The following is a 26,090-nucleotide window of genomic DNA, read 5'->3' as shown; positions in this document are numbered from 1 at the left end:
GGCTACACATTTAACCAAGAAAGTAAAGAAGCCAAAAATCGCTTCTCTTCTTAGAGTTGTCAAAAATAGTTCAAAACCTGGCGCAGAGTGGGGGCCTTGACAGTTTCGTTCATATCAGGAGGCTGAGGCCGTGCCCGCGGAAAGCGACTGTCCGGAGTGGAAATCAACGTAGCAGTCATGTCGCATTTTTAATCAGCTGGATGAAAAGCAGCAAAACTTACGAAAAGAACCTTACTAAAGGAAAAGAAATTATTTTAAAGGAGTGCATGAATCATGGCAAAGGAAATTTTAAGCAAAGATAATATAGCGTTGAATGTAGAACTGGGAGGAAAAGAAGAGGCTATTCGTTATACTGGCGAACTTCTAGTAGATAACGGATACGTGGAAGCATCCTATGTTGATAAAATGTTGGAGAGAGAGGAAGTGACCTCCACATTTATGGGCAATAATGTCGCTATCCCGCATGGAACCGAAGACGCGAAGGAGGCTGTTCTAGAAACGGGACTTTCTATCGTGACAGTACCAGGTGGTGTTGATTTTGGTGATGGAAACATTGTAAAAGTGCTCATCGGTATTGCAGGAAAAGGGGACGAACACTTAGAGGTTCTGTCTAAAATCGCCATTGTTTGTTCTGAAGAAGAAAACATTGAAAAGATCGTAGGCGCAGAATCAAAAGAGGAAATCATAAGCTTATTTAGTGAGGTGGACTAAATGCTGGCTGTACATTTTGGGGCAGGGAATATCGGCCGTGGCTTTATCGGCTCCCTACTCTATCAAGCGAATTACCACACGACATTCGTGGATGTAAATGATAAAGTAGTTAAGCAGTTAAACGAGAAACAGCAATACAATGTCATACTAGCTGCTGAGAACAGTGAAACAATAACGGTAAAAGATGTCTCCGGGATTAACAGCATCAATGATCCCGGGGAAGTTATCGAGGCGATTACGAAAGCAGATATTGTGACAACTGCTGTTGGACCTAACGTGCTAGCGATTATTTCCGAACTTATTGCAAAAGGCTTGCGCGAGCGGTTGAAAACGAACCAGGAAGACCTAAATATCATTGCTTGTGAAAATATGGTAGGCGGAAGTTCCCTATTAAAGGAAAAAGTGTTTGAACATCTGGATGAAGCAGAAAAGCCAGCATTTGAAAAGGTCTATGGCTTCCCAAATGCTGCAGTAGATCGCATTGTTCCCAACCAGGTGAATGAGGACTTATTGGAAGTATCCGTTGAACCGTACTATGAGTGGGTAGTGGAAGAAGCTCACGTCAAGGGCCAAAAGCCTGCGATCGATGGCATTACGTATGTAAGTGACCTAACCCCCTATATCGAGCGGAAATTATTCACGGTCAATACAGGCCATGCGGCAGCTGCATATATTGGTAGTTACTTGGGACATGAGGCGATTGCCGATGCGATGAAGGATGAAAACGTGCAAGAAATCATCAATGGTGCCCTGTCCGAATCAGGCGAAGCATTGATCCAAACCTATCATTTTAATAGAGAAGAACATCAAACATATATCCGTAAAATCGTGCAGCGGTTTATGAATCCATACATTTCCGATGATGTAACCAGGGTAGGGCGAGGCCCGATCCGTAAGCTCGGAGCACGCGATCGTTTGATTCGTCCAGCCAGTATGTATATGGAAGTGACGGGTAAGAAGCCGCATTATCTTGCTAAAACAATCGCAGCCGCGTTGCAATTTAAAAATGAACAGGACCAAGAAGCTGTTGAATTGCAGCAAATGATTGATGAGCATGGGGTTGAAAAGACGTTGCAGTCAGTGTCTAGGTTGGATGTTGACGGCGAGTTGATGGCGGTTGTTTTGGAGGAAGTGGACGCGGTTCGGAATTTGCGAGGCTAGAGATTGTTCACCGTTTCCGATCGTAGTGGATAGGATGCAGCATAAGACTGGATGCCATTTTGGTGTCTGGTCTTTTTGCGTTATATTCCATATACCAACTAATATTTATCGAACAATTATTCTCTTTTTTGCTATTAATCTATGAAAGGTATGTTAAAATAAAAAACAGCAACTACATAGGTATAGTGAGCGGTTGGCCATTTCCTCATCTTTAAAGTCCTCATGAGAGGAGGTGGCAAGGAATGACGACGTATGAAACATTAAGTCTATTAGCTCAGTTTGGATTACTCCAAATTGCTAGTTTGACTTTGAATGTAACTATTGTCGTTTACCTGATAAAAAGAAGTAACCGCTCCTAACCCAAGGCTAGCGGTTACTTAATTTAGGTAAACACGGCCAACTGCTCTTTATGCAGTTTGTAGTTGCCGGTACCGAGTAGTTGACGCTACTCGGTACTTTCTTATTAAGTATAGTATAAATTTAATTATTTATACTGTCAATGAAAACATTGGCTTGACGTGTGATGTAAGTATAAGTAAATGGATTATCGAGATAATTCTCTGGATGGATAAAATTACTCCAAAACAACGCTGACTGTCTATCTACCCGTAAATTTAGCTGATGCATAATATTACCGAACCAGATCCATACCCATTATTTCAAAATAATAGTTAAACGCAAAAATGTTATGGATTTGCCTTTCCTTCGCATTATTTAATGGTGTGAATTATTACTTAAGACGTGTATAAGGTGAATAAATACCAAGAAATGTACGATTTATATCTCATCAGGATTATCATTGGTGACAAATGATTAAGATATTTCTAAAAAATGATTAGCACTGATACCAAAGGAGATGAATTTCAATGGAAAATCATAAAGGATGTATTAAATGCGGAAGTAGAGACGCGGATAAGAAAGATGTAGCAATGACCGGGACTGGTTTATCTAAAATGTTTGATGTTCAGAACAATCAATTCACAGTTGTTTTCTGTAAAAACTGTGGGTACTCGGAGTTTTATAATAAAAATAGTTCAAGTGGAAGTAACGTTTTTGACTTTTTCTTCGGTTAAGATAATCACTTCGTTTAAAGAAGCTTAACTTGAATTGGATCAGCATGCTATTCTTTTTAGAACCGTATTCTGCTAAGCGATGAGGCGATATTAGTAACGCCTTTGATCAAGCTATGATACCCCATGTGAATGATTTAGTTTGATCACACCGAACAATAAGCCAGCAGGCAAGTTTTTCTAGGTTATGTTAAGATTGGGCAATACGTGTTCAACGTTGAAATTGTTTACTGTGGAGCATCTGAGAATGAACGAAAAAAATACCAAACATGAAAAATTAATTATCTTAACCATTTCCTGAAAGAGGTAGATAGTATTTCGCCTCAAAAATCGATTGAAAACTTAGCCGATTCCTATCAACGCTATTACAAGAAACAAAATAAAAAACCTCGCTTTAAAAGCAAAAAGAACAAGGTCCAATCTTACAGTACCAAGCAAACAAATGGCAATATTCATGTGGCAGATAAACACATCAAACTACCAAAATTGGGTCATGTCCGTTTTGCCAAGAGCCGTGAAGCAGAAGGGCGTATCATAAGTGTCACCATCAGACGGAATGCCAGCGGGAATTATTTTGTGGCCATTCATACCGAAACGGAAGTTCAAGCATTGGCAAAAGTCAATTCGGCAGTTGGAGTGGATTTGGGGTTGAAGGATTTTGCGACACTTTCAGATGGAACCGTATTCCGTAATCCAAAGTGGCTCCGCACATTGGAGAAAAAATTAACAACGGCACAAGTTATTCTCTCACGACGTACAATTGGTGGATCCAATTGGAACAAACAACGGATCAAAGTCGCCCGTATTCATGAAGCGATAGCCAATGCTAGAAAGGATTACCTGGACAAGATTTCAACCTATCTCGTCAAAAACCACGATGTGATTGGCTTGGAAGACTTGTCTGTGAGCAATCTGCTTAAAAATGGAACCCTTTCCAAGGCAATTAGTGAAGCTTCCTGGTCCCAGTTCAGAACGATGTGTGAATACAAAGCAAAGTGGTACGGCAAAAAGGTCATCATTGTCGGCAAAAACTTTGCAAGCAGTCAGCTCTGCTCAGGTTGTGGCCATAAAAATAAAGACGTTAAAAATCTCGCTTTGCGTGAATGGACTTGTCCTTCTTGTGGATGTCATCACCAAAGAGATATTAACGCAGGATTAAACCTTCGAGACGAAGCCATTCGTCTCTTAACTGTCGGAATGGCAGGGATAGCCTAATAAAAAACTGGCGGGTACACCGGTGTTCTTAGGAATCCCCCACTTCAAGCGTAAGCTAGGTGGCGGTAGTTCAATTGACAAGGCATGAAAAGAAAAGGAAGATGGAAAGTCAGTGATGTTTATGACTTGGATTTCCATAACTAAGCCTTTTGCCGTACAGGCTTGGCAAAATCCAAGTTTTCTAAAAGTTATTGGAAAGTAACTCGTTGTGGTTAATAAAAAACGAAGCTCTAAGTAGAAATATTCTTAGGAGTTGAATACAATGAAAATGCATCAGTTTGGCTGCTTTTTTCTAGTTCATGCCCATTGTATTTTTTATGCGATGTATATCCACTTTGTTTTCCCATGTATCGTTACGTAGAAGCTCCAAGTTAGTAGATATATTTCCCCAACCTTCTTTGATCTCCCCAAACTCCCTAGCATTAGAAACTTTCATCCCGTCTAATTCCGCCTTGAGATGTTCTTGTCCAGACCTGAGCGCGGTAAGTATCTGGCCATGTTCTTGTAGTGTGGACTCGTGATTATCTAATTTCTGGCTGTGCTCGCCAAGGATAGCTGTGTGCTGATCAAGTATCTTCGTGTGCTCATCCAAGATTTGACTGTGCTCGTCCAATTTTTGACTATGTTCATCCTGCTTACTCATTACCTTTTCAAGCATTCCGATTATCTGATCTTCTTTTTGCATTAAAATCACCTCCCATTTGATGTATCTATTATAGCATAAGAACATGCGAACATAATGTGACATTTTACTTTACTGAAATAGCAAAAATTGCAGGAAGGCTTGGATAGTTTAATTTCTCTGTCATTAAATTTACTAAAATCGGTAAACGTAGATGCAAAATAGATTTTTAGGCATTAAATATCCATCGAAAATTTTTCATGATAAAAAGTACATAGAGATCATTTAGAAAGCGACAGTTGAATCGGGACAGAAGTGAGTTAAATCGGGAGAGAGCCAGGCCCAAGCGGGAGAGCACGCGTTCAAACCGGGAGAGATCCAGGCTGAACCGGGAGAGCGCGCCTTCAGATCGGGAGAGAGCGCTATCTCCGAAACCGGGACACACACCTACCCTGAATCGAAGTCTGTTTCCCAATAATATTCAGCAAACCCCACAGCCTTACATCACCTTCACATGAAACTTCCGACTCCGTGGTCCATCGAACTCACAAAAATAAACACCTTGCCATGTACCTAGCACAAGTTTGCCGCCGGATACTACCAAGTTCTGAGCATGTCCTACTGTACTTGTTTTCAGATGGGCGGCTGTGTTGCCTTCGCCGTGTTTATCTTGCTTGTGATGCCATGGATACACTTCGTCAAGCCGCATTAGCATGTCCGTCTTCACGTCGGGATCGGCATTTTCATTGACGGTAATTCCCGCAGTGGTGTGCAGGGAGGACACTATTAAAACGCCGTCCTTCACGCCTTGTTCTTTGATCCAATTTTCAATGGTTGATGTGATATCAGTCATTTCGGAGTGCTGGTTTGTTTTTACATTAAATAATTTTTCCAAATTAGCTCATCCTTTCTAATATGTCTTTTCCTCCATTTTACTAAAATGAAACCATAAATAAAATCTCCTGCTGGTTATCAGCGGGAGATCAAGTTCCTAATAATAAAAACCATCATATTCGCTGAATACATTTTCCAGGAATAGATTCATATCGAACACATCTAATTCCATGCCGTCGATGGCGACCGAAGACACTTCGAAATCTTCGCTATCTGCAAAGATTTGAAATTGAATGGCAACATCATCATTTTGGGAGTCGATGCCGGTGTATTCCACGATGTCATAGGTGTCGCTGTCTTCTACGTGATCCCACTCGCCATCATCGAAAACGGAATCGAACATGACACTGATTTCAACATCAGGGTATTCATAAAATGAGCTGTTTCTGACTTCATCAACCGCATTGACATTCATTGGTATGAACAGGCTTGGGATGACATAAACACCTATTATGATTAGGAATGCAAGAATTGGGCCATACCAGACCTTACCGCCCTTTATCTTTAATTGCAGCTCTTTTTCACCTGTCGTGGTTGTTGTATTTTGGATCGATTGAACGCGTTTTTCTGCTTCTTTTTTGTATAAATGATTGCCATAAAGTCCAAGCATTGTAGCTACACCTATGCCGATTCCTCGATCAATCGGGTCAATACCCGATACGTTGTATTCATATCCTATTAAATATAATACTAGATCAAAGGCTAAAAATAGGAGTGCAATATAAAGAACGAACTTATACATTTTTCTATAACCAAGCCAAAGCATTGATAAAAAGAATGCCGCAAAATTAAAGGAGACCCCATTTTTTTCTTCGGCTTTCTGCCATTTTCTATCGTAATAGTCACTATTATGGCCGACGAATAGCCGTATGTCTTCCTCGAAAATTACGTCGTCTGGGGTGTCGTCCGACTCCGTGGCTGCTGCTTGATTAATTTGTGTTGTATGTAATGGATGGCTGCAATGCGTGCAAAAGCGAGCATTTGGATCAACTTCTTTTCCACAATTGGAGCAGTACATTTTCAATCACCTCCTTCTACATCCATTATTATACAGTTATTTTTGGAAAAGTGAATAGGGGATTTTAAGCGGGGTGCTGAACCGGGAGAAAGGCACGCAGAGGGCATCGAAATGGGAGGGGAGAGGTCCAAATCGGGAGACAGCACGCTCGAATTGGGAGAGAATAGCGCCGAACCGGGAGAGAGCACCGGAAAGTTGGGAGAGAGGCACATCAAACCGGGAGAGGGCACCGCAAAGTCGGGAGAGCGACACATCAAACCGGGAGAGCGCGCCGCAAAGTCGGGAGAGAACCACACCGAACCGGGAGAGAACCACATTCAATCAACACCCTTCCAAACAGGGCCCAGCGCCACGAAAACAGGGGATCCCCTCGGCCCCACCTCCAAGTTCAGTTATCAAATTAAGCGGCTCCCTCCTTAAGTAATAGGGATTTAGAATTATAAAAATTAGTAAACTATTAACGTTATATTAATCTCACGTTAATATTCATTCGTTATACTTGTCCTGTAATAAAAATAGATAGGAGCGGTTGGATGTTTAAAAGAGTTGGAGCTGTTGCACTAAGTGCGGGGCTTTTATTTACAGCTGGTAGTAGCGGGGTTGCTGCGGCGCCGCCAGAATGGGCTGGCCCTCCGGATTGGGCTGGGCAACCAGGTGGCCCTGGGAACGGAAATGGCAACGGCAACGGGGATCAAAAGGTAGAAAACATAATTTATATGATTCCAGACGGCTTTAATGCCGATTACGCTACCAATTATCGCATGTACAAAGGCGAAGAGGCGGTGTGGGATGAGCATATGAAAGGAATGTTTACTACTTATTCCGCTGATTCCAGCATCACGGATTCTGCGGCTGCGGGGACGGCGATGGCTACCGGGAACAAAACGAATAATGGTGTGATCGGACTTGATCCAGAAGGCAATGAGCTGGAGACGATTTTGGAAGCATCCCAGGACGAAGGAATGGCATCTGGATTAGTTGCGACATCTACCATTACGCATGCAACGCCAGCATCTTTTGCCTCTCACGTGGAGGATCGCAATAATGAAACAGCCATCGCGCCACAACTACTTGCCAACGAAGTAGACGTACTTCTTGGCGGTGGAAAAAATAACTTCCTACCTGAATCAGAAGGTGGAAACCAAGAATCAGATAATTTGATCGAGCAAGCTGAAGATCAAAACTATGAATTTGTAGAAACCCGAGACGCGCTACTAGATTCAGAGATTGATATCGAAGACGGGGAAAAATTACTCGGCCTTTTTGCAGGTGACGCGCTTGCGCCTGAAATGCATCGTGCTGAGACCGAGGAGCCAAGCCTTGCTGAAATGACCGAAAGCGCAATTGGCAGTTTAGAAGAAGATGAAGATGGATTTTTCCTAATGGTGGAAGGCAGCCAGATCGACTGGGCCGGCCATGCCAATGATGCAGCATGGGCCATGCAGGACACTGCAGCCTTTGAAGCGGCTGTTGAAGAAGCCATCGCATTTGCGGAAGAAGATGGAGAGACCCTCGTCGTTGTCGGTGGAGATCATGAAACAGGCGGAATGACAGTTGGCACCGGAGAAAATCCTGATATGAGCACCAATCCATCCGTTCTTAAAAATGTTACGGCAACAGGTGATCATATGGCATCAGAATTAAATGAAGATCGCTCCAATATCAATGAAGTTATCGAAACATACACAGACTTTGAGCTATCCGAATCAGAAGTACAAGCGATTCAAGAAGCAGACAATGCTGCGATGGCGATTAACACAGTAATTAGCGACAGAGCACTCATCGGCTGGACAAGCACGAACCACACCGGTGTCGATATTCCCGTCTACGCGTACGGCCCGGAAGCTGATGAATTTTCAGGCTATCTGGATAACACCGATTTGCCGAAAATTATGGCTGATGCGCTGGGCGTTGAATTGGGAGAATGATTTAATAGATAGGGCTCGCCTTGAGGGGTGGGCTCTTTTTTAGTTGTTGAGGTTGGGGGTCGGGTCGAGCAGCGGTGGCTCGGTGGTTCAATCGCTAGCATTCTTAGGTCGAGCATCAGGACCATTAGGCCGAGCGCGAGCCCCTCCAAGCCGAGCAACGGCCGCCTCAGGTCGAGCGGCAGATTTCAAAATACCCCTCGCTGCTCGAGTAAGGCCCACTCTGGCGCGAGAAAAAGCGCCTGTTGCTCGAGTAGAAGCTCTTACTACTCGAGTGAAGCATTTTCCCGCTCGTTCGAGCAACACTACCTCTAGGACGAGCGCCAGTTCCGCAGAAAGTGCTTTACTATAGTAAAATTAATTTATCTGATGAAATTTTTAAATTTTGCTTATGCGATTATGTGTAAAATTCAATAAAATAGATTAAAAAGCCCCTTTCAGCCTGTTCTTTATCGTGATTTTTCATTTTTTGATAATTGCATAACTAATCGAATGCAAATATAATTTGAGTACTTAAAATCACGAAAAGGAGTTTAAAATTATGACAGGTCGAACGAAACCGCTTGTACTTAAAAAATATGAAATCCTCATGTTGTATCTGAAGCGGAGTTTTCCACGTTTTAAGGATGTGGAGAAGGAATATAAAAAAAGGAAGAAAGGATACGAGGGAGAATTGCAGGTTGATTATCATCTTGATCTTTTATCTCATCAATTTCTGATTCTTAGGGATATATGTCTAAGTGTCCAAGGCAGAACATTTCAGATAGATAATCTCATTATTACCCAGAACGCTATTTTCATAGTGGAAGTGAAAAATTATCAGGGCACGATTATTTTCGATACCATCCTTGATCAATTCACTCGCGACAATGGCAAATTGGAAACAGGATTTAGTCATCCGGTGTCACAGGCAGAACTCCAACGGCTTCATCTTCAGCAATGGTTTCAAGAGAGAAATTATCCTACCATCCCGATTTATTCCTTTATCGCAATCAGTGATCCAAGCACCATCATAAAAGTAGAAGGGGACAGAGAGGAGATTGCCAAGGTGGTTGCTCACGGGGCAAATATTCCACGAAAATTAGTGGAGATCAACAAGCAACTTCCGGCTCATGCTGCACTGCAAGATCGGAAAATTGGAACGGTGATACAAAAGGAATCCAAGGAATATGAAATTGACATCATGAAGCGTCATGATGTGAAAATGAGTGACCTGCTCCCGGGCGTGCAGTGTCCGGCTTGCAAGGTTTTGGGCATGGAACGGATTTATAATAATTGGCAATGCAGAAAATGTAATTACCGTTCGCCTAATGCGCATGAACAAGCACTCACTGATTATATGCTGATTGGTAACATGTGGATAACCAATTCGAACTGTAGGTGGTGGCTTCAGATTGATTCTAGAAACACTGTAACCAGGCTATTGAAAAAATCCAAATTAGTTTATAATGCAAAGCGACGGCGCTGGGAAAAGTGATTTCACAATAAAGCAGGAAATACGTTCATGCTCGAGTAGAATTCCTTATTGCTCGATTGAATCGATCCCCCGCTTACTCGCGCACCAGCACCACCATCGGGACGAGCGAGAGCACCCCGGGGACGAGCACCAACCCAACCAGGTCGAGCGTCACTCATGAAAATTCCCGATGTCGCTCGATTGAAATACGTTCATGCTCGAGTACAAGCCATTATTGCTCGATTGAATCGATCCCCCGCTTACTCGCGCACCAGCACCATCAGCTCGAGCGAGAGCACCCCAGGGACGAGCACCAGCACCACCAAATTTGAGCGTCTCGCAAACCTCTTAACCAAAAAAAGGAACCCCAGCCCCGCTGGAGTTCCTTCATCTTTCTTCTTATTGCAACGCTCGCTTTCTTCTCAAATAACCCACTATCCATACGGCAGCACCTGTCATAATCAACAGCGCTCCAATCAATAGATAGTTAAATAGATTTGTAGCAGTATCCGGTAATGGACTTCCGCTTTCATTTTCACTTCTATCACCGTTACCACTTGATGCATTTTCAAATAACGGGCTTTCGCCTTCTCCTTGATCACCCTGGTCATTGCCATTCACAGACACATTGTTCACATGATTCATACCAGGCTGCTCACCGTCATTCCCAGGCATCTCTGGATCAAGGGCGTCACCTGGAAATTCCTCATCTCCAGGCAATGATGGATTTAAAGGAGAATCGTCGCCTCCATTATTCCCGGGCGCCCCAGGATCAACAACCTCATCCTCACCCGGCGCACTAGGAGTACCATCCCCATCATCTCCAGGCACTTCCGGAACCTCAGGAGGCTCGACAACCTCGCCCTCTTCCGTCAAAAAGCTCCATATATCCGAACGCCGCTCACCGCCGTATTGATCAGTGGCCACGACATGCCAGAAGTACTCGCTATTAGGTGGGAGTTCATTCCATGTTACCGATGCTGTTTCGCCGCTTGGTACATTTTCGACCACGTCGATAACCTCATCCGTGTAGACATTGACCTCCACATGATCTGTTGCAACTTTTTTCACTTGTGGCGCTGTGTCAAAGTCCATTTGGAATTCGTCTTTGCCAGGGAATTCCGCGGGATCATAGTAATTATACTGATCCAGGTATGGAGAATAGGTTTGGACTTCAATTTGGTCTGTTAGCATATTAAAATGAAACAGACGCATGAAGCCTTGTCCACCCTCTGGACCGCCTTGGTAATCGGCCAGTAGCTGGTATACCGTACGATCGGACGAGCCATCCCCATCGTCGTCAATGTCATCGATCAGTGTTTGGCTATTATGGTAATGGCCGGAAAGAACCATAAACACGTTTTCGTTCGGGACGACTACTTTTTCGAAAAGTTCATCCCCAATCGGGCTTCTGTTTCCCGTGGCTAGTAGGTATTCATGAACATTAAGAACCGCTTTTCGATTCGGGTGCTCCGCGAGAACCTCATTCATCCATGCTATCCCTTCATCGTCAACGCCCCATCCCATGTATACCATGATAAAATCATTGCCATTTACGGAAATTAAATCATAATGCCCCCGGTTATCTTCGTAGGATCCGCCATAATAGGAGCGACCCTCAAATCGTTCTTCCCCGAAGTATTCCGAGTAATTTTCGTAATTATGGTCTTTGTTATGGACATCATGGTTTCCTGCCAGTACACCATAAGGGATTTCGGCATCGTCCAGGACTTTCATTGCATTGTCTGCAACTTCCCATTGGTCAAAATCATCATATACATTCACTAAATCCCCTGTGTGGAAGACGTATTCAATATTCAGTGCTTCCCGGGTTTCTTCAATCCATTCCACCTGTTGCCCATAGATGTGCGGATAGCTTTCGGAATAATATTGCGTGTCCGTCATCCAAACCATGGAGAAATTTTCGCCTTGACCCGCGATTTGATCCTGCACGATGACACTGATTTTCTGATCCTGGATGTATGCCGGTCCCGTAACAGACCCTACCAGTTCAAATGCCTCATCGCCGGCAATGGTGGTGACAAGCGCTTCCCAATTGCTTGTTTCATAATTCCATGCATACATCGTTACTTTTCGTCCTTCCAGGGAGGATCCGTTCCAGACAATCTCCACCTCATCGTCCGGTTCTACTGCCTCATCAACGGTTACGTCAAAACGATGGTATGGAAATTCTGTCGCTGATTCGGTAGAAAATTCATTCCCGTCAACCTGCATTAATTGATCGCGCTCATCATCTGTCAATCGTGTTTCGTTTTCCGGTAAATATTCCTCCGGCGGCTCGGTGCCAACTGCGTTATGCGATAGTGTTATATTTTCTTTGTCTTCTGCTGTGTATTGATAGGATTCATAGAAAGCAACATCCATCGCATCATTCGTCGGATCGTTCACCCGTACCGATAAGTCGGCACTTGTATGATCCGAGTTGCTATCAAGGAAATCCGGCAGTAGCGGATGTTCGTCCACAACGGTAAATTCAATTGTTTCCGTTGAAGTATTTCCTGCCGCATCTGTTGCCGTAAACACCACTTCATGTGCTCCCGGATCCAGCATGGCAGAAGAAGTTTCGTAAGGCATTGAGATATATTCCCCGTCGAGTTGGGCCGTGAGCTCCGTGACTTCACTTGTTGCATCATGCGCTCTCGCATCAATCACAAATTCACCTTTATATTCAGCCCCATCCGCGATGCTTGGTTCAATCACAGGGTTCGTGTTATCTGTCAAAACAGTTGCGGCAATTTCCTCATTACCTGAAACTGCTTGTATTTCATGGGCACCATCTTCAACTGTTGTTGTATCGAAAAGATAGGCGGTTGATGCAAAGGCCTCATCTTCCAGTGTGAAGGTGAAATCATAAATAGGATCCTTCCCAGGGCTGTCGCCGATGGGATGTTCTGTGTTCGGATCACTATATTCCGGATCGTAAATGATTGTTCCATCCGATAACACCAATCGAATATTTTTGATGGTAAAATCATCCCGATTTTCGTTGGATGTCTCATCAAATGGACCCACCTTATTTCCGGCACGGATCGTGATCGTATTGTCACCCGGCTCAAGGCGCTCTGCTGAGATAGGGACGGTCAATGTTGTGAAATTGGTATACGTATCGTCAAAAATCTCTAACGTTTCGTCTCCCATGGTGACACCATTTTTAAAATAGATATTGGTTTCACTCACGTCAAAGGCAAAATAAGCTTTTGTTTCCATTGCCATGAACGTATCCGTAACTTGCGCGTCATCCATATATAACTCGGTTTCTTCGGTATATTCATCATCTGTTGCTTTAATGATATGTTCACCGGAGAGCAGGTCATCATCTGCAACATTTAAGCGCAAGCCTTCTTCCATGTTCGGATGCTCAATCGGAAGGACTTTACTTTCTGTTGTGGCTTCATTCCTGCCGTCACTTGCTACAAAATAGTATTCCAGCTCATTTTGGCCGATTAATTCCGGTTCATAGATCACGTGCTGATAGGTATCATCCTCGGATCTTTCCAGGTTTACGTTTTTAAAATTTTCCCCTTCGATCGTGCGGTAGTATAGGGAAACAGCTTTTACCTGATTATTATCTGTAATGTTCGCTGTAATCGTAACCGGTTCTTCGGATGTAATATCCGTTTTATTTGTTGTATCCTCAATCACCGGGTCAACAGGGTCTGCAGGAAGTGATACTTTTTCCGCTGGCACTTGTTCTGGTAAAACAGACCCTGGTGTTGCGTCGGTTTCTCCAGCGCTGATTTTCGTAGAGATGTTACTGCCATCAATCGGATATTTGTAAAAAATCCCCTTATCAGCAACCGTATCATCTACACCTGCTTCATCATTATAGCTGGCATAGGAAAGTTCATAGCCGGATTTGGTTGCCATGACCAGTGTACGCTCACTGCCATTGGCCATCCCATTGTTGTGAATTTTGATCAGGTCGGTGCCTTCCGTTAGGTCTGAGCCGAAATTCGCATTAAAATCAGCACCTGTTTTGTCTGTATTGCCACCATTGATGACCCAAAAAACAACCGTCTCTCCAGATGGGATGACTATCTCCTGATCGCTAGGCGGTCCCCATAATAAGTCCCCAGCCGGTCCTGAATTTGGATAACGGTAGCGCATCGTATAATCACTAAAATCGATTGCCTCCGTTGTATTGTTGTAGACTTCAATAAACTCGTAGCCATCCGCACCGCCGGAATTTGTCGTATCCGGAACCACTTCTGTAACAAGCAGTGGTGGAATAGATTCATAATTTAAATCAGACTGCGGAACGTCCATTTCAGCTATATCCGTTGTTGTTTCGCCAGCTTGATTGGCTGCTTGAAAATAATACTGGACGCGATCACTCCAAATGGCTTCACGTGGAATCGTGATCGCATAGACGGATGGATCATCTGTTGCTTCCATTGGCAGTGTTTGAAAATCCAGTTCGCTGCTTTGTCTGACATACATATTCATACCAAGGAGATCCTGCCCGGATGTGACATCTACTTCCACGGTAATATCCGATTCTGTCGTAGAAAGGGATGGCTCTCCGATAACAGGAACCGCCGCGTCGGTATCCACCGCAACAGGTTCACTTGGAACTTGTCCGGGAATGATGGACAAAGGTGTAATCGTCTCACTCAATCCAACCTTATGCATGGATGTTCCTTCCCGAGGGTATTGATACTGAATACCCTGATCAACAAAAACATCATCAGCCCCGTCGTTATAAGAAGCTTGTACGATTTCATTGTTGAATGCATCAGCCAAAATCAGTGTGCGCTCACTGCCATTGGCCATCCCGCCGCTTTCAACAATCGTGACCTTATCTTCTGTTAAGTTCAACCCATACTGTGCATTAAAATCAGCAACTGTTTTATCCTGGTTGCCATCATTATGAATCCAGACAATAAAACTTTCCTGTGGTTCGATGACTTTATCATCTGTTAAATTCCAAATTTGATCCGCTGTACTCGTCGGATAACGGTAAATAATCTTGTAATCTTCCATATTGATCGGTTGATCGGAGTTGTTATAGATTTCAATAAATTCATAGCCATCTGCCCCGTTTAAATTTGCTGTATTCGGTGTGATTTCTGTAATTAATAGGGGAGGCAGGCTTTGCGTATCCGGCTGATTCGTGTAGCTTACTTCTGCTTCTATGTAGTCATTTTCCGGATAGGTAAACGTTTCTCCACTTTCATCTTCCGCAATGATTTGATAGTTGAAATCAGGTGACCAGAAAGCCGTACTCGGAATTTCTATCGCGTAATTGTCTGTTTCTTCTTGCTGTGTAAAGGCGAGCTCTTGGACTTCCATGTTACTACCTGATTGATAGTTTAATGTTACGTTCGCTGCATTGGGAACAACAGCTTCGAGGGTTAGGTTCGTTTCCCCGTCAATTTGTGTAGTAGGGCTGTGTTCGATAGCCGGTTGTTCTTGTTCGTTCGTGTTATTTTCGTTGTTTTCTTGGTTTGTTTCGTTTTCAGATGATTCTTCTTCGGTTCCTTCTTGCTCCGTTGAAGAAATTTCTTCTTCGGATGCTTCTTCTTCATTTGAAGGACCTTCGTCTGCGGGAGCGTCTTCTTCATTTGAAGCCGTTTCTTCATCAGTTACTTCTGTTTCTTCCTCGCTCGGAACATCTTCGCCCTCCACGTGTACAACTTCTGCTGGGGCTTGGCCTGCGATGAGCGTGCCAGGACGCGCATCAGCTGCAAAAGCCCCATGGCTCATTTCACGTTCCCCAGCGTAATATAAAATTTGGCTTGCGGCTGTTTCGGATTGGTTGTAAATAGCTGTTACTTCTGCTTCCTGCGCTTCTTTTTCCGTTAGCGTGATGCTTGAATCATTAGCCGCTGCAGGAAGTGCTTCGACCATATCCATCTGTTCTTCGGCAAGACTGCTATCGTAATGATTGTTAAAATCACTAGCAGTTGAATCGCTTATTACGATCGTTTCTTCCTTATTAATCGTCGCATCCGGAAGTGTAAAGTCTTCCCCTTGAATGTTTAAAATGTAATCTTCCAATTGGATCGGTTGATTTGTATTGTTATAGACTTCGATAAACGGATGTGCATCCTCGCTTAGATTTACTTCAGTCATTAATAGTTTTGGCGCCGCATCTGCTTCTGACTCCGTGTTCGTACCAAGCGTCACGGTATAAGCATCTGTTTCTACTTCTTCCTGCTCATTTTCCGCTACGAACCAGTATTCGATGTCCGCTGACCATAAAGCTGAACTTGGAATCGTAGCTGCATACGTTTCCTCGTTTTCTCTTTCCATTTCTACAGTTACTGGCTCCGCATTCGGTGTAGACTTGTAAAAAAGTGTCACTGTTTCTGCATGCGGACTAGTAACATGAACTAGGAAGTCTTCAGCAGGCGACAATTCTTGCGGTTGTTCATGCTGCACTTCCAACGCTGGCTTTTCCTCCGGTGACTCCGCATCTTCTGCTGGCTCTTGTTCTGGTTGCGATGGTGCTTGTTCATTCGCGTAGACCAGCGCAGGGCCCTGAAAAATAGTAGTAAATAAGATAAGCGCAATCATCAACGTCGACAAAAAAGCCCTATTTTTTCTCTTTCTCATCATTTCCCCTCCCATTTATTAAATTCTCTTTAAGTATATATGTTAACTATTAATAGAATGTAAAAATTGGAAATAGTTTTTGTAAAGATGTGTTGGACTAAGGTAGGGGGTTGGAAGGCCTAGTTGAGGTGTAGGGGAGGGGATTTGGAATGCACCTACAGGACGAGTAAAAGGACGGCCAGGTCGAGCGGCAATATTTCAAGGTCGAGCAGCAGTACCTTAAAGTCGAGCGCGAGGATTCAAAATAGTATCTGCCGCTCGTCTAGTACTCCTTCTTGCGCGAGTAGAAGTATGTGACGCGCGAGTGCGCCCTTCTTCCGCTCGCTCGAGCACCAGCGCTTCAAAGACGAGCGTCAAGCTATCAAGATCGAGCAGCAGCACCTCAAAGACGAGCGCGAGGATTCAAAATAGTATCTGCCGCTCGTCTAGTACTCCTTCTTGCGCGAGTAGAAGTATGTGACGCGCGAGTGCGCCCTTCTTCCGCTCGCTCGAGCACCAGTACTCCAAGGTCGAGCGGCAAGATATCAAGGTCGAGCACCAGCATCTCAAAGAAGAACGCCAGGACTCAAAATAGTGTCTGCCGCTCGTCTAGTACTCCTTCTTGCACGAATAGAATCATGTGACGCGCGAGTGCACCCTTCTTCCGCTCACTCGAGCACCAGTAGCCTAAGGTCGAGCGGCAAGATATCAAGGCCGAGCAGCAGCATCTCAAAGACGAGCACCAGGACTCAAAATAGTGTCTGCCGCTCGTCTAGTACTCCTTCTTGCGCGAATAGAATCATGTGACGCGCGAGTGCGTCTTTCTCCCGCTCGTTCGAGCACCAGTACTCCAAGGTCGAGCGGCAAGATATCAAGGTCGAGCACCAGCATCTCAAAGAAGAACGCCAGGACTCAAAATAGTCGCTTCCCATCGATTGGTATCCTATCCTGCTAGGGTAGAACTTCTGTTGAAAATTCAAGCACGTTTGCGCTTTTGTCCCGATAGCAGGGGGAGCGCTCTCCTAATTTAACGCTTCTCTTTTCAAGTCTTTTCCTATAACTGGATTTTAATTAACTAAGCACGAATTGGTAAAATCGAATTGAGTTGTAAGTGGTTCTGGAAAGGGGGAGAAGCGCGCCTCGAAACCGGAAAAGAAGCATACCAAGCCGGGAGACAGTCGCTGTGAATTGGAAAACGGGAGAGAGCCGCCCCATCACGAGACGACTCCACACAATCTCACACTTCCTTCACCGAAATAGCCGCCGAATAGCTGGTCATTCTGCATCCTTCCAGATCTTCTTCACGCAATAATCCCAGTTTAACAGCTGAATTTATTTTCTCACTATCCGGTTTTCGAACGACTTGAATCAGGTCATTCATCTTCATTTCTTCCAATCGGCTGACCGTTGTTTCTTCATTGAATTTTTCAGACTTGCGAATCTGGCGCTGCAGTTTGTACCCGCCATCGACCAATTCTCCTTTGTTGTTGGTGCCGACCTCTTTGTCAAAATAAGCATGAAAATCCTTCTTCAGCTGGTTTATTTCCTGCTCAATTTCCTTCTTTTTTCGATTCAGTGTATAATATCGCGCTAACTTGTCCGCGCTTATTGCATCATGACTCATCGTATCCCCCCAAATAGACGTGATAGTAAATTCTATTTTGGTGGAAGGTTAAATATGCCTCTACTTGATCCCTAATGTATTTTTAACAGCACTCCGAAAGAAGTCTCCCACCTCAAGGACTGTGAAGGGCAATAATCCAAGGACTAGGTGTGAGATGAATTTCGGTTGACCTCAGCCAAACGACTTCTGTTCAATTTGCCAATTGTTGTTATGGTTGACTCTTGTCAAATCCTTGAGACCAACCTGTTTATAGCTTTTATTGGGCATGGTGATATATTCCCCATCAATAGTCTTGACGTAAGCACCACTTGTCCCTGTAAATCCTGTAATGTAGCCGGTTGCTTCATATAGCCATACGTCTGACCCTGTTGGTAGGACACGCCGGCAATATCCGGGTCGATCATCTTTTGCACATCGAATTTGCCAACCTCTATGGCTAACGAAGGATTTGGCACAAGATTGTAAAACTTGTCGATCCAAAAGAAGGTGTTTTCCACCCGGCTTTGGATACTTGGCGGCAACCATCCTTTCTCCCGGCTGCGGTTTTGAAAGCGCGGCTTGCGATAACGCGTTTTCCGGTTTCTTCTGGATCGCCTGTAAGTTCTTCTGGTATCAATCGCAGCTTTGACATCCTGACGCAATTCCAGTTCCCCTTTAGCTAGCACCTTGTCGTCACTTGTAATAGCGATGCCAACATGTTTGGCTCCCAGATCCACCCCGATATTCACTTCTTGCGTATATCCACTGCTTCCATACAGTAATTGAATCGTAAAAGGGTTGTGAGATACAATCTTTGCTTTCTTTTCTTTCAGTAAAACCCGAGCTTTCCTTGGTTTACAAGGCATCAAAGGATTGCCGTGCTTGTTGATAACGAACACTATCATAGAGTGTTCCTCCTCTCAGAGTGGTTACCCTTCGCCAATGTTGGTAAGGCTTTGCTTCTATAAGCCAAATTCAGGTTGACCGTTCCTACCCATTCAGAACAATTACAGCGCCTGCACAGAGCAACGGACTAGGGTATCATCCGAGGGTGTGATAACCAAACCAACGTAGTCAATGAAGACTTAGGCTAGACAACCAAAGGCTTTTTCAAGCCCCCACTTCAATCGGAACGAAAGTTCGATAAGTGGTGGGTAGTTGACTTCGTTGGATATCTAATCTGTTTTGCCATACATCTTCATACAAAAGTTCTGTTTTTGTAGCTAAATCTTTTAAAACAGCAGACTCCGTATGACTATCTCCAGCGCTATGATTTTCAGCAGGTTCACTACGCTCGTCCAACTTACTCCGGATATCCTCCAGTATATTAATGATTTGATCTTCCCGTTGCATGATGACACCTCCGCTATTAGTAGTGCCTTAAGTATAGCAAAGGAGCATGCGAACATAGTGTGCCATTTTATTATACTCGAAAAATTAGTTGGATAGGCTGCAAATTTCCAATTTTACCAGGGCAATTATCCATAAAAATGAAAAAGGTAATCGAAAGCGTTTATTTTACCCATTTTTAAAATCGTAAAATTAATTTTTGGACTTTTGACAATAAAAATAGTGGGGATATACTGTTTTTACAAAGACATGAACAAAAAATAGTTTTGCATTTATGCTCTTATGGAATATAATAAAAGCATAAATGCAAAAAGGGAGGTTAACATTATGGATTATCGTTCGGAATTATTAAATGTGGTCAAAGAAAATAATGGATTAGTTCTTACTAAAGATGTAGAAGGTTCCGGGATTCCACGACATTATTTAACTACGCTGGTGAGGGAGAATGTACTGGATAGGGTTGGTCATGGCGTTTACATTTCCCGTGAGGCTTTTGAGGATGAGATGTACATTCTGCAAGCAAGGAATAAGAGTGTTATTTTTTCCCATGAAACGGCACTTTACCTCCATGATCTAACAGACAGGGATCCGCTTCAATTAGTTGTGACGATTCCAACTTCCAATAACGGGACTAAATTGAAAGAAGATGGGGGTAAGGTTTATAAAATAAAGAGGGAACTTCAGACCCTGGGGATGATGGAAGCAGAAACTGTCTACGGAAGGCCTGTTACGATTTACAATAAAGAAAGAACAATTTGTGATCTTGTAAGGAGTAGAAGCAGCATCGATATTGCTGTTTTAAATGAAGGCATCAAGCGATATTTGGAAAGCAATGATAGAAACATTCCCCTGTTATTGAGATACGCTGATAAATTTAATGTCCAACGAATTTTAAGAAATTACTTGGAGATATTGTTATGAAAAGTTCGAGACAGTTAAAGGACTTAATTAAAAATATGGCAAAGGAAAAGGATATCAATTCGCAGATTCTTCTAAGAAACTATATGCTCGAAAGGCTTCTTGAAAGAATCGCACTATCCGATTTCAGAAATAACTTCATTTTAAAGGGCGGTATGTTAGTTGCAGCAATTGTGGGTGTGGATATGCGATCAACAATAGATATGGATGCAACTATGAAAGGTTTTCCTTTAACGAAGGAATCTATTCAAAGAGCAATCAATATCATCCTTTCTGTACCAGTCAACGATGGTGTAACCATGATGCTCAAAAAAACGGATGAAATACGTGATGAAGGGCTATATGCGGGTTTTAGATTATCACTAGAATCTAGAATAGATAATGCAAGAATTCCAATTAAAGTAGATATAACAACAGGGGACCAAATAACGCCGAAAGAAACTATATATAAGTTTAAGCTGCTATTAGAGGATCGATATATTGATGTTCTTGCATATAATATTGAAACAGTAATGGCTGAGAAACTTGAAACAATGATATCAAGAGGTATTGCTAATACAAGAATGAGAGATTTTTACGATATCTATATTTTATTAAAACTTCAGGAAAGTAATATTACACCTGAATTATTAACAAAAGCAGTGTTAGATACGGCTGAAAGAAGAGAAACAATGTTTCAGCTAATGGAAGGCACTACTATTTTGGAAGAGGTCTTATCAAGTGAAGTATTATATAAATCATGGCAGCGATTTCGAAAAAAGTATATGTATGCGGATGACATTACGTGGGAAGCCATAACAGAATCAGTCTTCAAATTATGGAAGATGATAGATTTCGGGAGTGAAAAATAAATGATTACGAATAAAGTTATGAAAAAACGAACCAAACCACTCATACTTAAAAAATACAAAGCCCTCCTTCCGCGCTTGCACCCAAATTTCCCGCGTCTAGCTGATGTGCGGCATGAAGACAATAAAAGCAAGAAGGGCTACGAGGGCGAGTTAGAAGTTGATTATCATCTTGAACCGTTGTCTCGTGAATACACGATTCTACAGGATGTTTGTCTGCAGGTACAGGGGAAGACGTTTCAAATGCACAACCTTGTGATTACGCAGCAGGCAATCAACATTGTCGATGTGAAAAATTATAATGGGACGATTATTTTTGATACCCCGCTCGATCAATTTACCCGCGACGATGGCGCAGTTGAGACTGGCTTCAGTCACCCCATCACTCAGGTCCAACTCCAAAAATCTAACCTTCAACAATGGCTTCTAGAGAGGAACTTCCCTAACATTCCCATTAATTATTTCATTGCAATTAGCGACCCAAGCACGATTATAAAAGTCGAGGGCGATAAAGAAAAAATAGCTGAGGTGTCGGGCACGGAGCAAATATTCCTAAAAAAATTATCGATGTGAACAAGCAGATTGCAGGCCGTGCTACTTTGCACGATCGAAAAATTGGACAGGCAATATGGAAGAAGTCCACGGAATTTGATATGGATATCATGGAGGTGCATGGTATCAAAAGTAAGCATATATCGCCGGGTGTAAAATGTCCGGAGTGCGATGTGCTAGGGATCAAGCGCGTGCACAGTGGGTGGATTTGTTATAGATGTAAGAAGAAATATCGCGCTGCACATAAGCCTGCACTCGCAGATTATCTTCTATTGGTGAGGCCATGGATTACAAATTCGGAGTGTATGCGTTTTTTGAAATTTAATGGTAAAAATGTTGCGACAAGGCTGCCTGAGGGAGTATGGGTTGTTTTATGATGGGGCTCGGCGGCGGTGGGTTGAGAGATGGTGATTTGGGGGAGTGGGGTTGAAACGGGAGAGGATGTCGCCGAAACGGGAGGGAGCGCAGTCAAATCGGGAGAGAACGCGTTCGAAAAGGGAGAGCGCACGTTCAAACCAGGATACAGCATACTTTCCCCCATGGAAGAATATTACCAGAAAAGGATATCCATAAGAAGCGGCTGTGGCTATACCTGATCAGAAGCTTCCTCCTCTAATTTAAACAAAAAAGAGAGCATTTCCACTAAGGTGACCAAACCCGTGTGTGCTCTCTTTTAGACCTTAAATGGCGTTCGAACTAGAACTGTTTACTAAGTAGATTATCCTACTTTATCATTATTATATGGTATCCCTATAAAATTACAAGTAAAAAATTCAAGAATAGTGGCAGACTGGATTGTTTACTATAAACTCAACACTTGACTCTTCCGCAAAACCATTTAAAATAAAAGTGCAATAATGAATTTATTAAATATTGCCCTTGCAAATTGTATAATTTGTAGTGCGGCCATAAAAGCTTTATGACTGTATTAATAAGTCGAAAAAGGAAAAGTCACTCCATTACGGGGTGGCTTTTTACGTTATTTATTGAAAGTTGAAGACTCTATTGTTTGACAGGCCAAGGTACAGGATCTTTATCATATAAAGAGAACTCCAATCTCGCTGGAGTTCTCTTAAAATGAGTCTTATATTGGCCTTATCGATACATATCCTGTTGGATTTTAATAACATGATTTGTATCGATCCCTGTGGTCTCAGCAACGAATTCAACGTTTGATCCCTTCAATAAAAGTTCACGGGCAATTCGCTCTTTTGTCTTTTGCTGTGCTTCTGCAGCCGCTTTTGCAGCCTTTTCCTCTGCTTCCTGCACTCGAAGTTCCATTTCGCGTGGAAAAGCTGCTTCATCAAGGATCCACTTCAGACGTGCTAAGTAGGCAAAGTATTGATCTTGTGTAGCGGAATGGTCTTCTTCTTTATGGTTCTGGGCTAAAAGCTGAGCCATTTTTATCTCAAGTTCTCCTGCTTCATCGAGAGAAGTCATGGTAACTGCATCTTCCTTTTAATTTCAATGACTCGCTCTTTTTCAAGTTCTGTAGCAACAATAATGGTTTTGATGTCCGCACCACTCGCTAAAAGACGTCGGGCGGTTTCTTCTTTTTCATTTTGTTTCTCTTCCTGCACCCGCAACTCAGCTTCCCGCTGCGCAGCTTCTTCATCGAAAATATGTTTCAAACGTGCTTCATAAGCAAAGTATTCATCCTCTGAGCTACTTAGATGTTCCCAGTTTTGGAAGGCGGTACGTAATGTTTCGTCTTTCATGGCTATTTCCTCCAATTCCTTGAAAATGTCATCGTAGACTTTGCCATTTCGGCGGTCTACCATACCGAGCATCAACAACCATCTGGCCAAGACGTCATTCCATGGATTTAGTTTGTCTTGTTTCCAATCTCTTATTAGTTTTGACATTTCTATAAAATGAAATTCCATGACATTGGTTAATTTAAATTTTTCTTCATCCTCATATAAGTGATATGATGTGTGAAAGCGCTCCGTTTGATCCAATAAATCAAAATTCAGAATGTTAATGGCGATCGATGGTTGCAATTCGCTATAAGCCATCCCTTTTTTCAACGGCGATTGATATACTTTAGACCAGTAATAAATGGAGCGCTTAATCATATGGTGTTTATTAGTAAATTGAATTTCCACATTGATCCTTTCGTCAGCGTCTGTAACAACTAACAAATCTAATCTGGATTGCTTGTCATCGACATATTCAGCGCTGGATTCCGTATTGGAAAATGAGATGTCTTTGATGCGATCCCGCCCTGTCCTTTGTAAAATAGCATTTAGAAAAACAATCGTGATATTTTTATTTTTCTCATTGCCAAATAGCTGTTTGAAAGCATAGTCGATTTTCAAATCCATTAATCGTTCAAGCGGTATTCGTTTCAGTAATGTTGATCGCATGAGACTCACCCCATTATTAAGTTATCTTTAGTATATCATATTTTTGGGTAGTGCGGTATCGCATGGCGAGGGATAGTGGGAAAAGTTTTGTGGTATATTGCGCGTTGAGTGAGAGCATTCTTAGAGCTTAGAGTATACAAATAAAGGGAACTGCATAATATAAACTAATCAATTATTATATAGCTCATTTAGACGATGGGGGTTGCGCCTGTGAATAAAGAAGAATGGAGAAATGCATTTCTCAGTAACATTCATAATACGAATTGGAAAGAAAAGTCTTTTTCGGTCAAGAAAGTGGAATTTGGTGGCCCAGAAAGCACGCTGCGTCGATTAGCTCCAGAGATTCTACGCATATTAAAAAAACCCTATTTAATAGGGTTTTTTTACCTGTACATATACTTTTTTAGCTTAGAGATGATCGCATCATTTTTAAGTTCTTTTTTTTCTACTTTGAAATCCTTGAGCAGCTTCGCGATAAAACTTCATTAACGCTTCTCCATGCTCACTTCTGGATTTTTTAGTAACCGGTCGTTTCGGACGTTCTTTTAAAGTTTTTCCCATAAAATTCACGCTCCTCTTATTTAATTATATTATATAGTCGCTTTTGATGGAGGAAGAATGAAATAATATGAAGAATAGCATACCAATTTGCGTAATGGTTGGTATGCTATTTTATATATATCAATTTAGCAAATTAATAAAACCGCTTATACCCCTCAAAATGCTTACTCCAATAATAAGGATCATTAACATTCGAAATTGTTACACCGGTAGATGATCCTGCATGGATGAAGTCACCGTCGCCGAGGTAGATTCCCATGTGGGAGATGCCTGCTTTGTAGGTGCCTTCAAAGAATACGAGGTCGCCTACTTGTGGGTTGCTCACGTCGTATGAACGGTCATAGTATCCTTGGGTGTTTGTGCGGCTGATGTCCATGCCTGCTTGTTTGTATGCATAGTAGATGAAGCCACTGCAGTCGAATCCGCTTGTTGTGGAGCCGCCCCATACGTAGGGTGTGCCCATTTGAGCTTTCGCCGCGTTGATCAGTTGGTCGACATTGTAGTCGACGTCTGATGGTGCGCTTGATCCGCCGCCGTTGCTGCTGTCAGATCCCGAGCTTGAACCGGAGCTGCCACTAGAGCCACTGGAACTTCCATTGATGCTCAGTTGCTGTCCGATCACAATTAAACTTGAGCTCAAGTTGTTCCAGTCTCTCAAGTTGGAGACGCTGACGCCGTGTTGTACCGCGATTTCGGATAGTGTATCACCTGATTTAACGGTGTAAACACTGCTACCGGATGATGATCCGCCTGAACTCGATCCGGAGTCACCGCTAGAGGATCCACCAGAACTTGATCCTGAACTGCTACCGGAGGATCCACCGCTAGTCACTGTAAAAACATTCCCCGGATAAATCAGCGTTGTATCTAAGTTATTCCAGTCCATCAAGTCAGATATGGAAACATTGTGTTCTGATGCGATGCCGCTAAGGGTGTCACCACGTTTTACCGTGTATGTAGATGAATTGCTGCTACTATTATTGTTAGAGTTAGAGGACGATGATTGGGTACTTGTTTCGATTACCTGGTTCGGAAAAATCAGGTCTCCAGACAAGTTGTTGATCGATTTCAATTGGGAAACACTGGTGCTGTATTGCTGTGCGATCGCCCATAACGAGTCTCCGCTTTGGACCTTGTGCGACGCTGCTTCTGCTTCTTCTGCCGCGAAAATTGCCGATGCAATTGCTGCACTTGCAGTTACTGACATAAGTATCTTTTTGTTGGCCATTCTTAGTATCCCCCTAGTTTATTTAGATTTA

The 26,090-nt window shown here is 42.9% G+C and carries 21 protein-coding genes and 1 pseudogene; 10 read left to right on the top strand and 12 right to left on the bottom strand.

All coding sequences use genetic code 11. The features are described from left to right. The first annotated feature begins 273 nt into the window (after positions 1-273). From KFZ58_RS15905 to tnpB, 5 genes and pseudogenes are all read left to right on the top strand, one after another. Positions 274-711, top strand: a complete 438-nt coding sequence (locus KFZ58_RS15905; RefSeq protein WP_235792272.1) for a PTS mannitol transporter subunit IIA — start codon at positions 274-276, stop codon at positions 709-711. Beyond that, on the top strand, positions 712-1,872 hold the full coding sequence (locus KFZ58_RS15900) for a mannitol-1-phosphate 5-dehydrogenase (protein WP_235792271.1): 1,161 nt from the start codon (positions 712-714) through the stop codon (positions 1,870-1,872). 242 nt (positions 1,873-2,114) lie between these two features. After that, positions 2,115-2,231: a putative holin-like toxin gene (locus KFZ58_RS15895; protein ID WP_235792270.1), complete on the top strand. Its 117-nt coding sequence runs from the start codon at positions 2,115-2,117 to the stop codon at positions 2,229-2,231. Positions 2,232-2,738: 507 nt separating this feature from the next. Further along, the gene (locus KFZ58_RS15890; RefSeq protein ID WP_235792269.1) at positions 2,739-2,945 is read left to right on the top strand and encodes a zinc ribbon domain-containing protein; all 207 of its coding nucleotides are present in this window, start codon (positions 2,739-2,741) and stop codon (positions 2,943-2,945) included. A gap of 291 nt (positions 2,946-3,236) precedes the next feature. Then, positions 3,237-4,157: pseudogene (tnpB, locus tag KFZ58_RS15885) on the top strand (IS200/IS605 family element RNA-guided endonuclease TnpB); the annotation flags it as partial. A gap of 292 nt (positions 4,158-4,449) precedes the next feature. On the opposite strand, the gene KFZ58_RS15880 reads toward tnpB, so the two are convergent. The 3 genes from KFZ58_RS15880 to KFZ58_RS15870 form a co-directional block, all read right to left on the bottom strand. Further along, a complete protein-coding gene (locus KFZ58_RS15880; protein ID WP_235792268.1) occupies positions 4,450-4,842 on the bottom strand; it encodes a hypothetical protein in 393 nt (130 codons plus the stop codon). A gap of 436 nt (positions 4,843-5,278) precedes the next feature. Then, on the bottom strand, positions 5,279-5,674 hold the full coding sequence (locus KFZ58_RS15875) for a secondary thiamine-phosphate synthase enzyme YjbQ (RefSeq protein WP_235792267.1): 396 nt from the start codon (positions 5,672-5,674) through the stop codon (positions 5,279-5,281). 96 nt (positions 5,675-5,770) lie between these two features. Continuing rightward, complete coding sequence (locus KFZ58_RS15870) at positions 5,771-6,691, bottom strand: DUF2628 domain-containing protein (protein WP_235792266.1); 921 nt, start codon at positions 6,689-6,691, stop codon at positions 5,771-5,773. A gap of 533 nt (positions 6,692-7,224) precedes the next feature. Here KFZ58_RS15870 and KFZ58_RS15865 point away from each other — a divergent pair. Both KFZ58_RS15865 and KFZ58_RS15860 read left to right on the top strand, forming a co-directional pair. Continuing rightward, on the top strand, positions 7,225-8,619 hold the full coding sequence (locus KFZ58_RS15865; RefSeq protein ID WP_235792265.1) for an alkaline phosphatase: 1,395 nt from the start codon (positions 7,225-7,227) through the stop codon (positions 8,617-8,619). Between the two features lie 538 nt (positions 8,620-9,157). After that, positions 9,158-10,093: an NERD domain-containing protein gene (locus tag KFZ58_RS15860; protein WP_235792264.1), complete on the top strand. Its 936-nt coding sequence runs from the start codon at positions 9,158-9,160 to the stop codon at positions 10,091-10,093. A 2-nt stretch (positions 10,094-10,095) separates the two neighbouring features. Here the strand turns inward: KFZ58_RS15860 and KFZ58_RS15855 are convergent, their stop codons facing one another. The 5 genes from KFZ58_RS15855 to KFZ58_RS15835 form a co-directional block, all read right to left on the bottom strand. Further along, positions 10,096-10,251: a hypothetical protein gene (locus KFZ58_RS15855; RefSeq protein WP_235792263.1), complete on the bottom strand. Its 156-nt coding sequence runs from the start codon at positions 10,249-10,251 to the stop codon at positions 10,096-10,098. 220 nt (positions 10,252-10,471) lie between these two features. Then, entirely contained in the window at positions 10,472-16,651 is a 6,180-nt protein-coding gene (locus tag KFZ58_RS15850; RefSeq protein ID WP_235792262.1) for a lamin tail domain-containing protein, read from the bottom strand. Positions 16,652-17,867: 1,216 nt separating this feature from the next. Beyond that, positions 17,868-18,254 (bottom strand): hypothetical protein, encoded by a 387-nt coding sequence (locus KFZ58_RS15845; RefSeq protein WP_235792261.1) that lies wholly within the window; start codon positions 18,252-18,254, stop codon positions 17,868-17,870. 224 nt (positions 18,255-18,478) lie between these two features. Then, positions 18,479-19,138 (bottom strand): RNA-guided endonuclease IscB, encoded by a 660-nt coding sequence (iscB, locus tag KFZ58_RS15840; protein WP_235792260.1) that lies wholly within the window; start codon positions 19,136-19,138, stop codon positions 18,479-18,481. A 205-nt stretch (positions 19,139-19,343) separates the two neighbouring features. Next, positions 19,344-19,586, bottom strand: coding sequence for a hypothetical protein (locus tag KFZ58_RS15835; RefSeq protein WP_235792259.1), 243 nt, complete (start codon positions 19,584-19,586; stop codon positions 19,344-19,346). Between the two features lie 324 nt (positions 19,587-19,910). Between KFZ58_RS15835 and KFZ58_RS15830 the strand changes: the two genes are divergently transcribed. From KFZ58_RS15830 to KFZ58_RS15820, 3 genes are read left to right on the top strand one after another with little or no spacing between them, the layout of a single operon-like run. Then, complete coding sequence (locus tag KFZ58_RS15830; protein WP_235792258.1) at positions 19,911-20,504, top strand: type IV toxin-antitoxin system AbiEi family antitoxin domain-containing protein; 594 nt, start codon at positions 19,911-19,913, stop codon at positions 20,502-20,504. Further along, entirely contained in the window at positions 20,501-21,352 is an 852-nt protein-coding gene (locus tag KFZ58_RS15825; RefSeq protein WP_235792257.1) for a nucleotidyl transferase AbiEii/AbiGii toxin family protein, read from the top strand. The genes KFZ58_RS15830 and KFZ58_RS15825 overlap by 4 nt, the downstream gene beginning before the upstream one ends. Continuing rightward, positions 21,353-21,922 (top strand): nuclease-related domain-containing protein, encoded by a 570-nt coding sequence (locus KFZ58_RS15820; protein WP_235792256.1) that lies wholly within the window; start codon positions 21,353-21,355, stop codon positions 21,920-21,922. It abuts the gene before it with no gap. Between the two features lie 1,074 nt (positions 21,923-22,996). Here KFZ58_RS15820 and KFZ58_RS15815 read toward each other — a convergent pair. The 4 genes from KFZ58_RS15815 to KFZ58_RS15805 all read right to left on the bottom strand — a co-directional run bounded on the left by KFZ58_RS15815 (position 22,997) and on the right by KFZ58_RS15805 (position 26,059). Continuing rightward, positions 22,997-23,341 (bottom strand): hypothetical protein, encoded by a 345-nt coding sequence (locus KFZ58_RS15815; RefSeq protein WP_235792255.1) that lies wholly within the window; start codon positions 23,339-23,341, stop codon positions 22,997-22,999. Next, positions 23,338-24,270 carry an Rpn family recombination-promoting nuclease/putative transposase gene (locus KFZ58_RS15810; protein ID WP_235792254.1) on the bottom strand — a complete coding sequence of 311 codons (933 nt, stop codon included), beginning with the start codon at positions 24,268-24,270 and terminating at the stop codon, positions 23,338-23,340. The genes KFZ58_RS15815 and KFZ58_RS15810 overlap by 4 nt, the downstream gene beginning before the upstream one ends. A gap of 429 nt (positions 24,271-24,699) precedes the next feature. Next, positions 24,700-24,831 (bottom strand): hypothetical protein, encoded by a 132-nt coding sequence (locus tag KFZ58_RS19205; protein WP_255694929.1) that lies wholly within the window; start codon positions 24,829-24,831, stop codon positions 24,700-24,702. Positions 24,832-24,964: 133 nt separating this feature from the next. Then, positions 24,965-26,059 (bottom strand): C40 family peptidase, encoded by a 1,095-nt coding sequence (locus KFZ58_RS15805; protein ID WP_235792253.1) that lies wholly within the window; start codon positions 26,057-26,059, stop codon positions 24,965-24,967. Positions 26,060-26,090 lie beyond the last annotated feature (31 nt).

The sequence above is a fragment of the Virgibacillus sp. NKC19-16 genome (assembly GCF_021560035.1).
GTDB lineage: Bacteria > Bacillota > Bacilli > Bacillales > Amphibacillaceae > Virgibacillus_L > Virgibacillus_L salidurans.
Note: the sequence above shows the minus strand (reverse complement) of the source record. Positions and strands in the feature narration are given on the sequence as shown.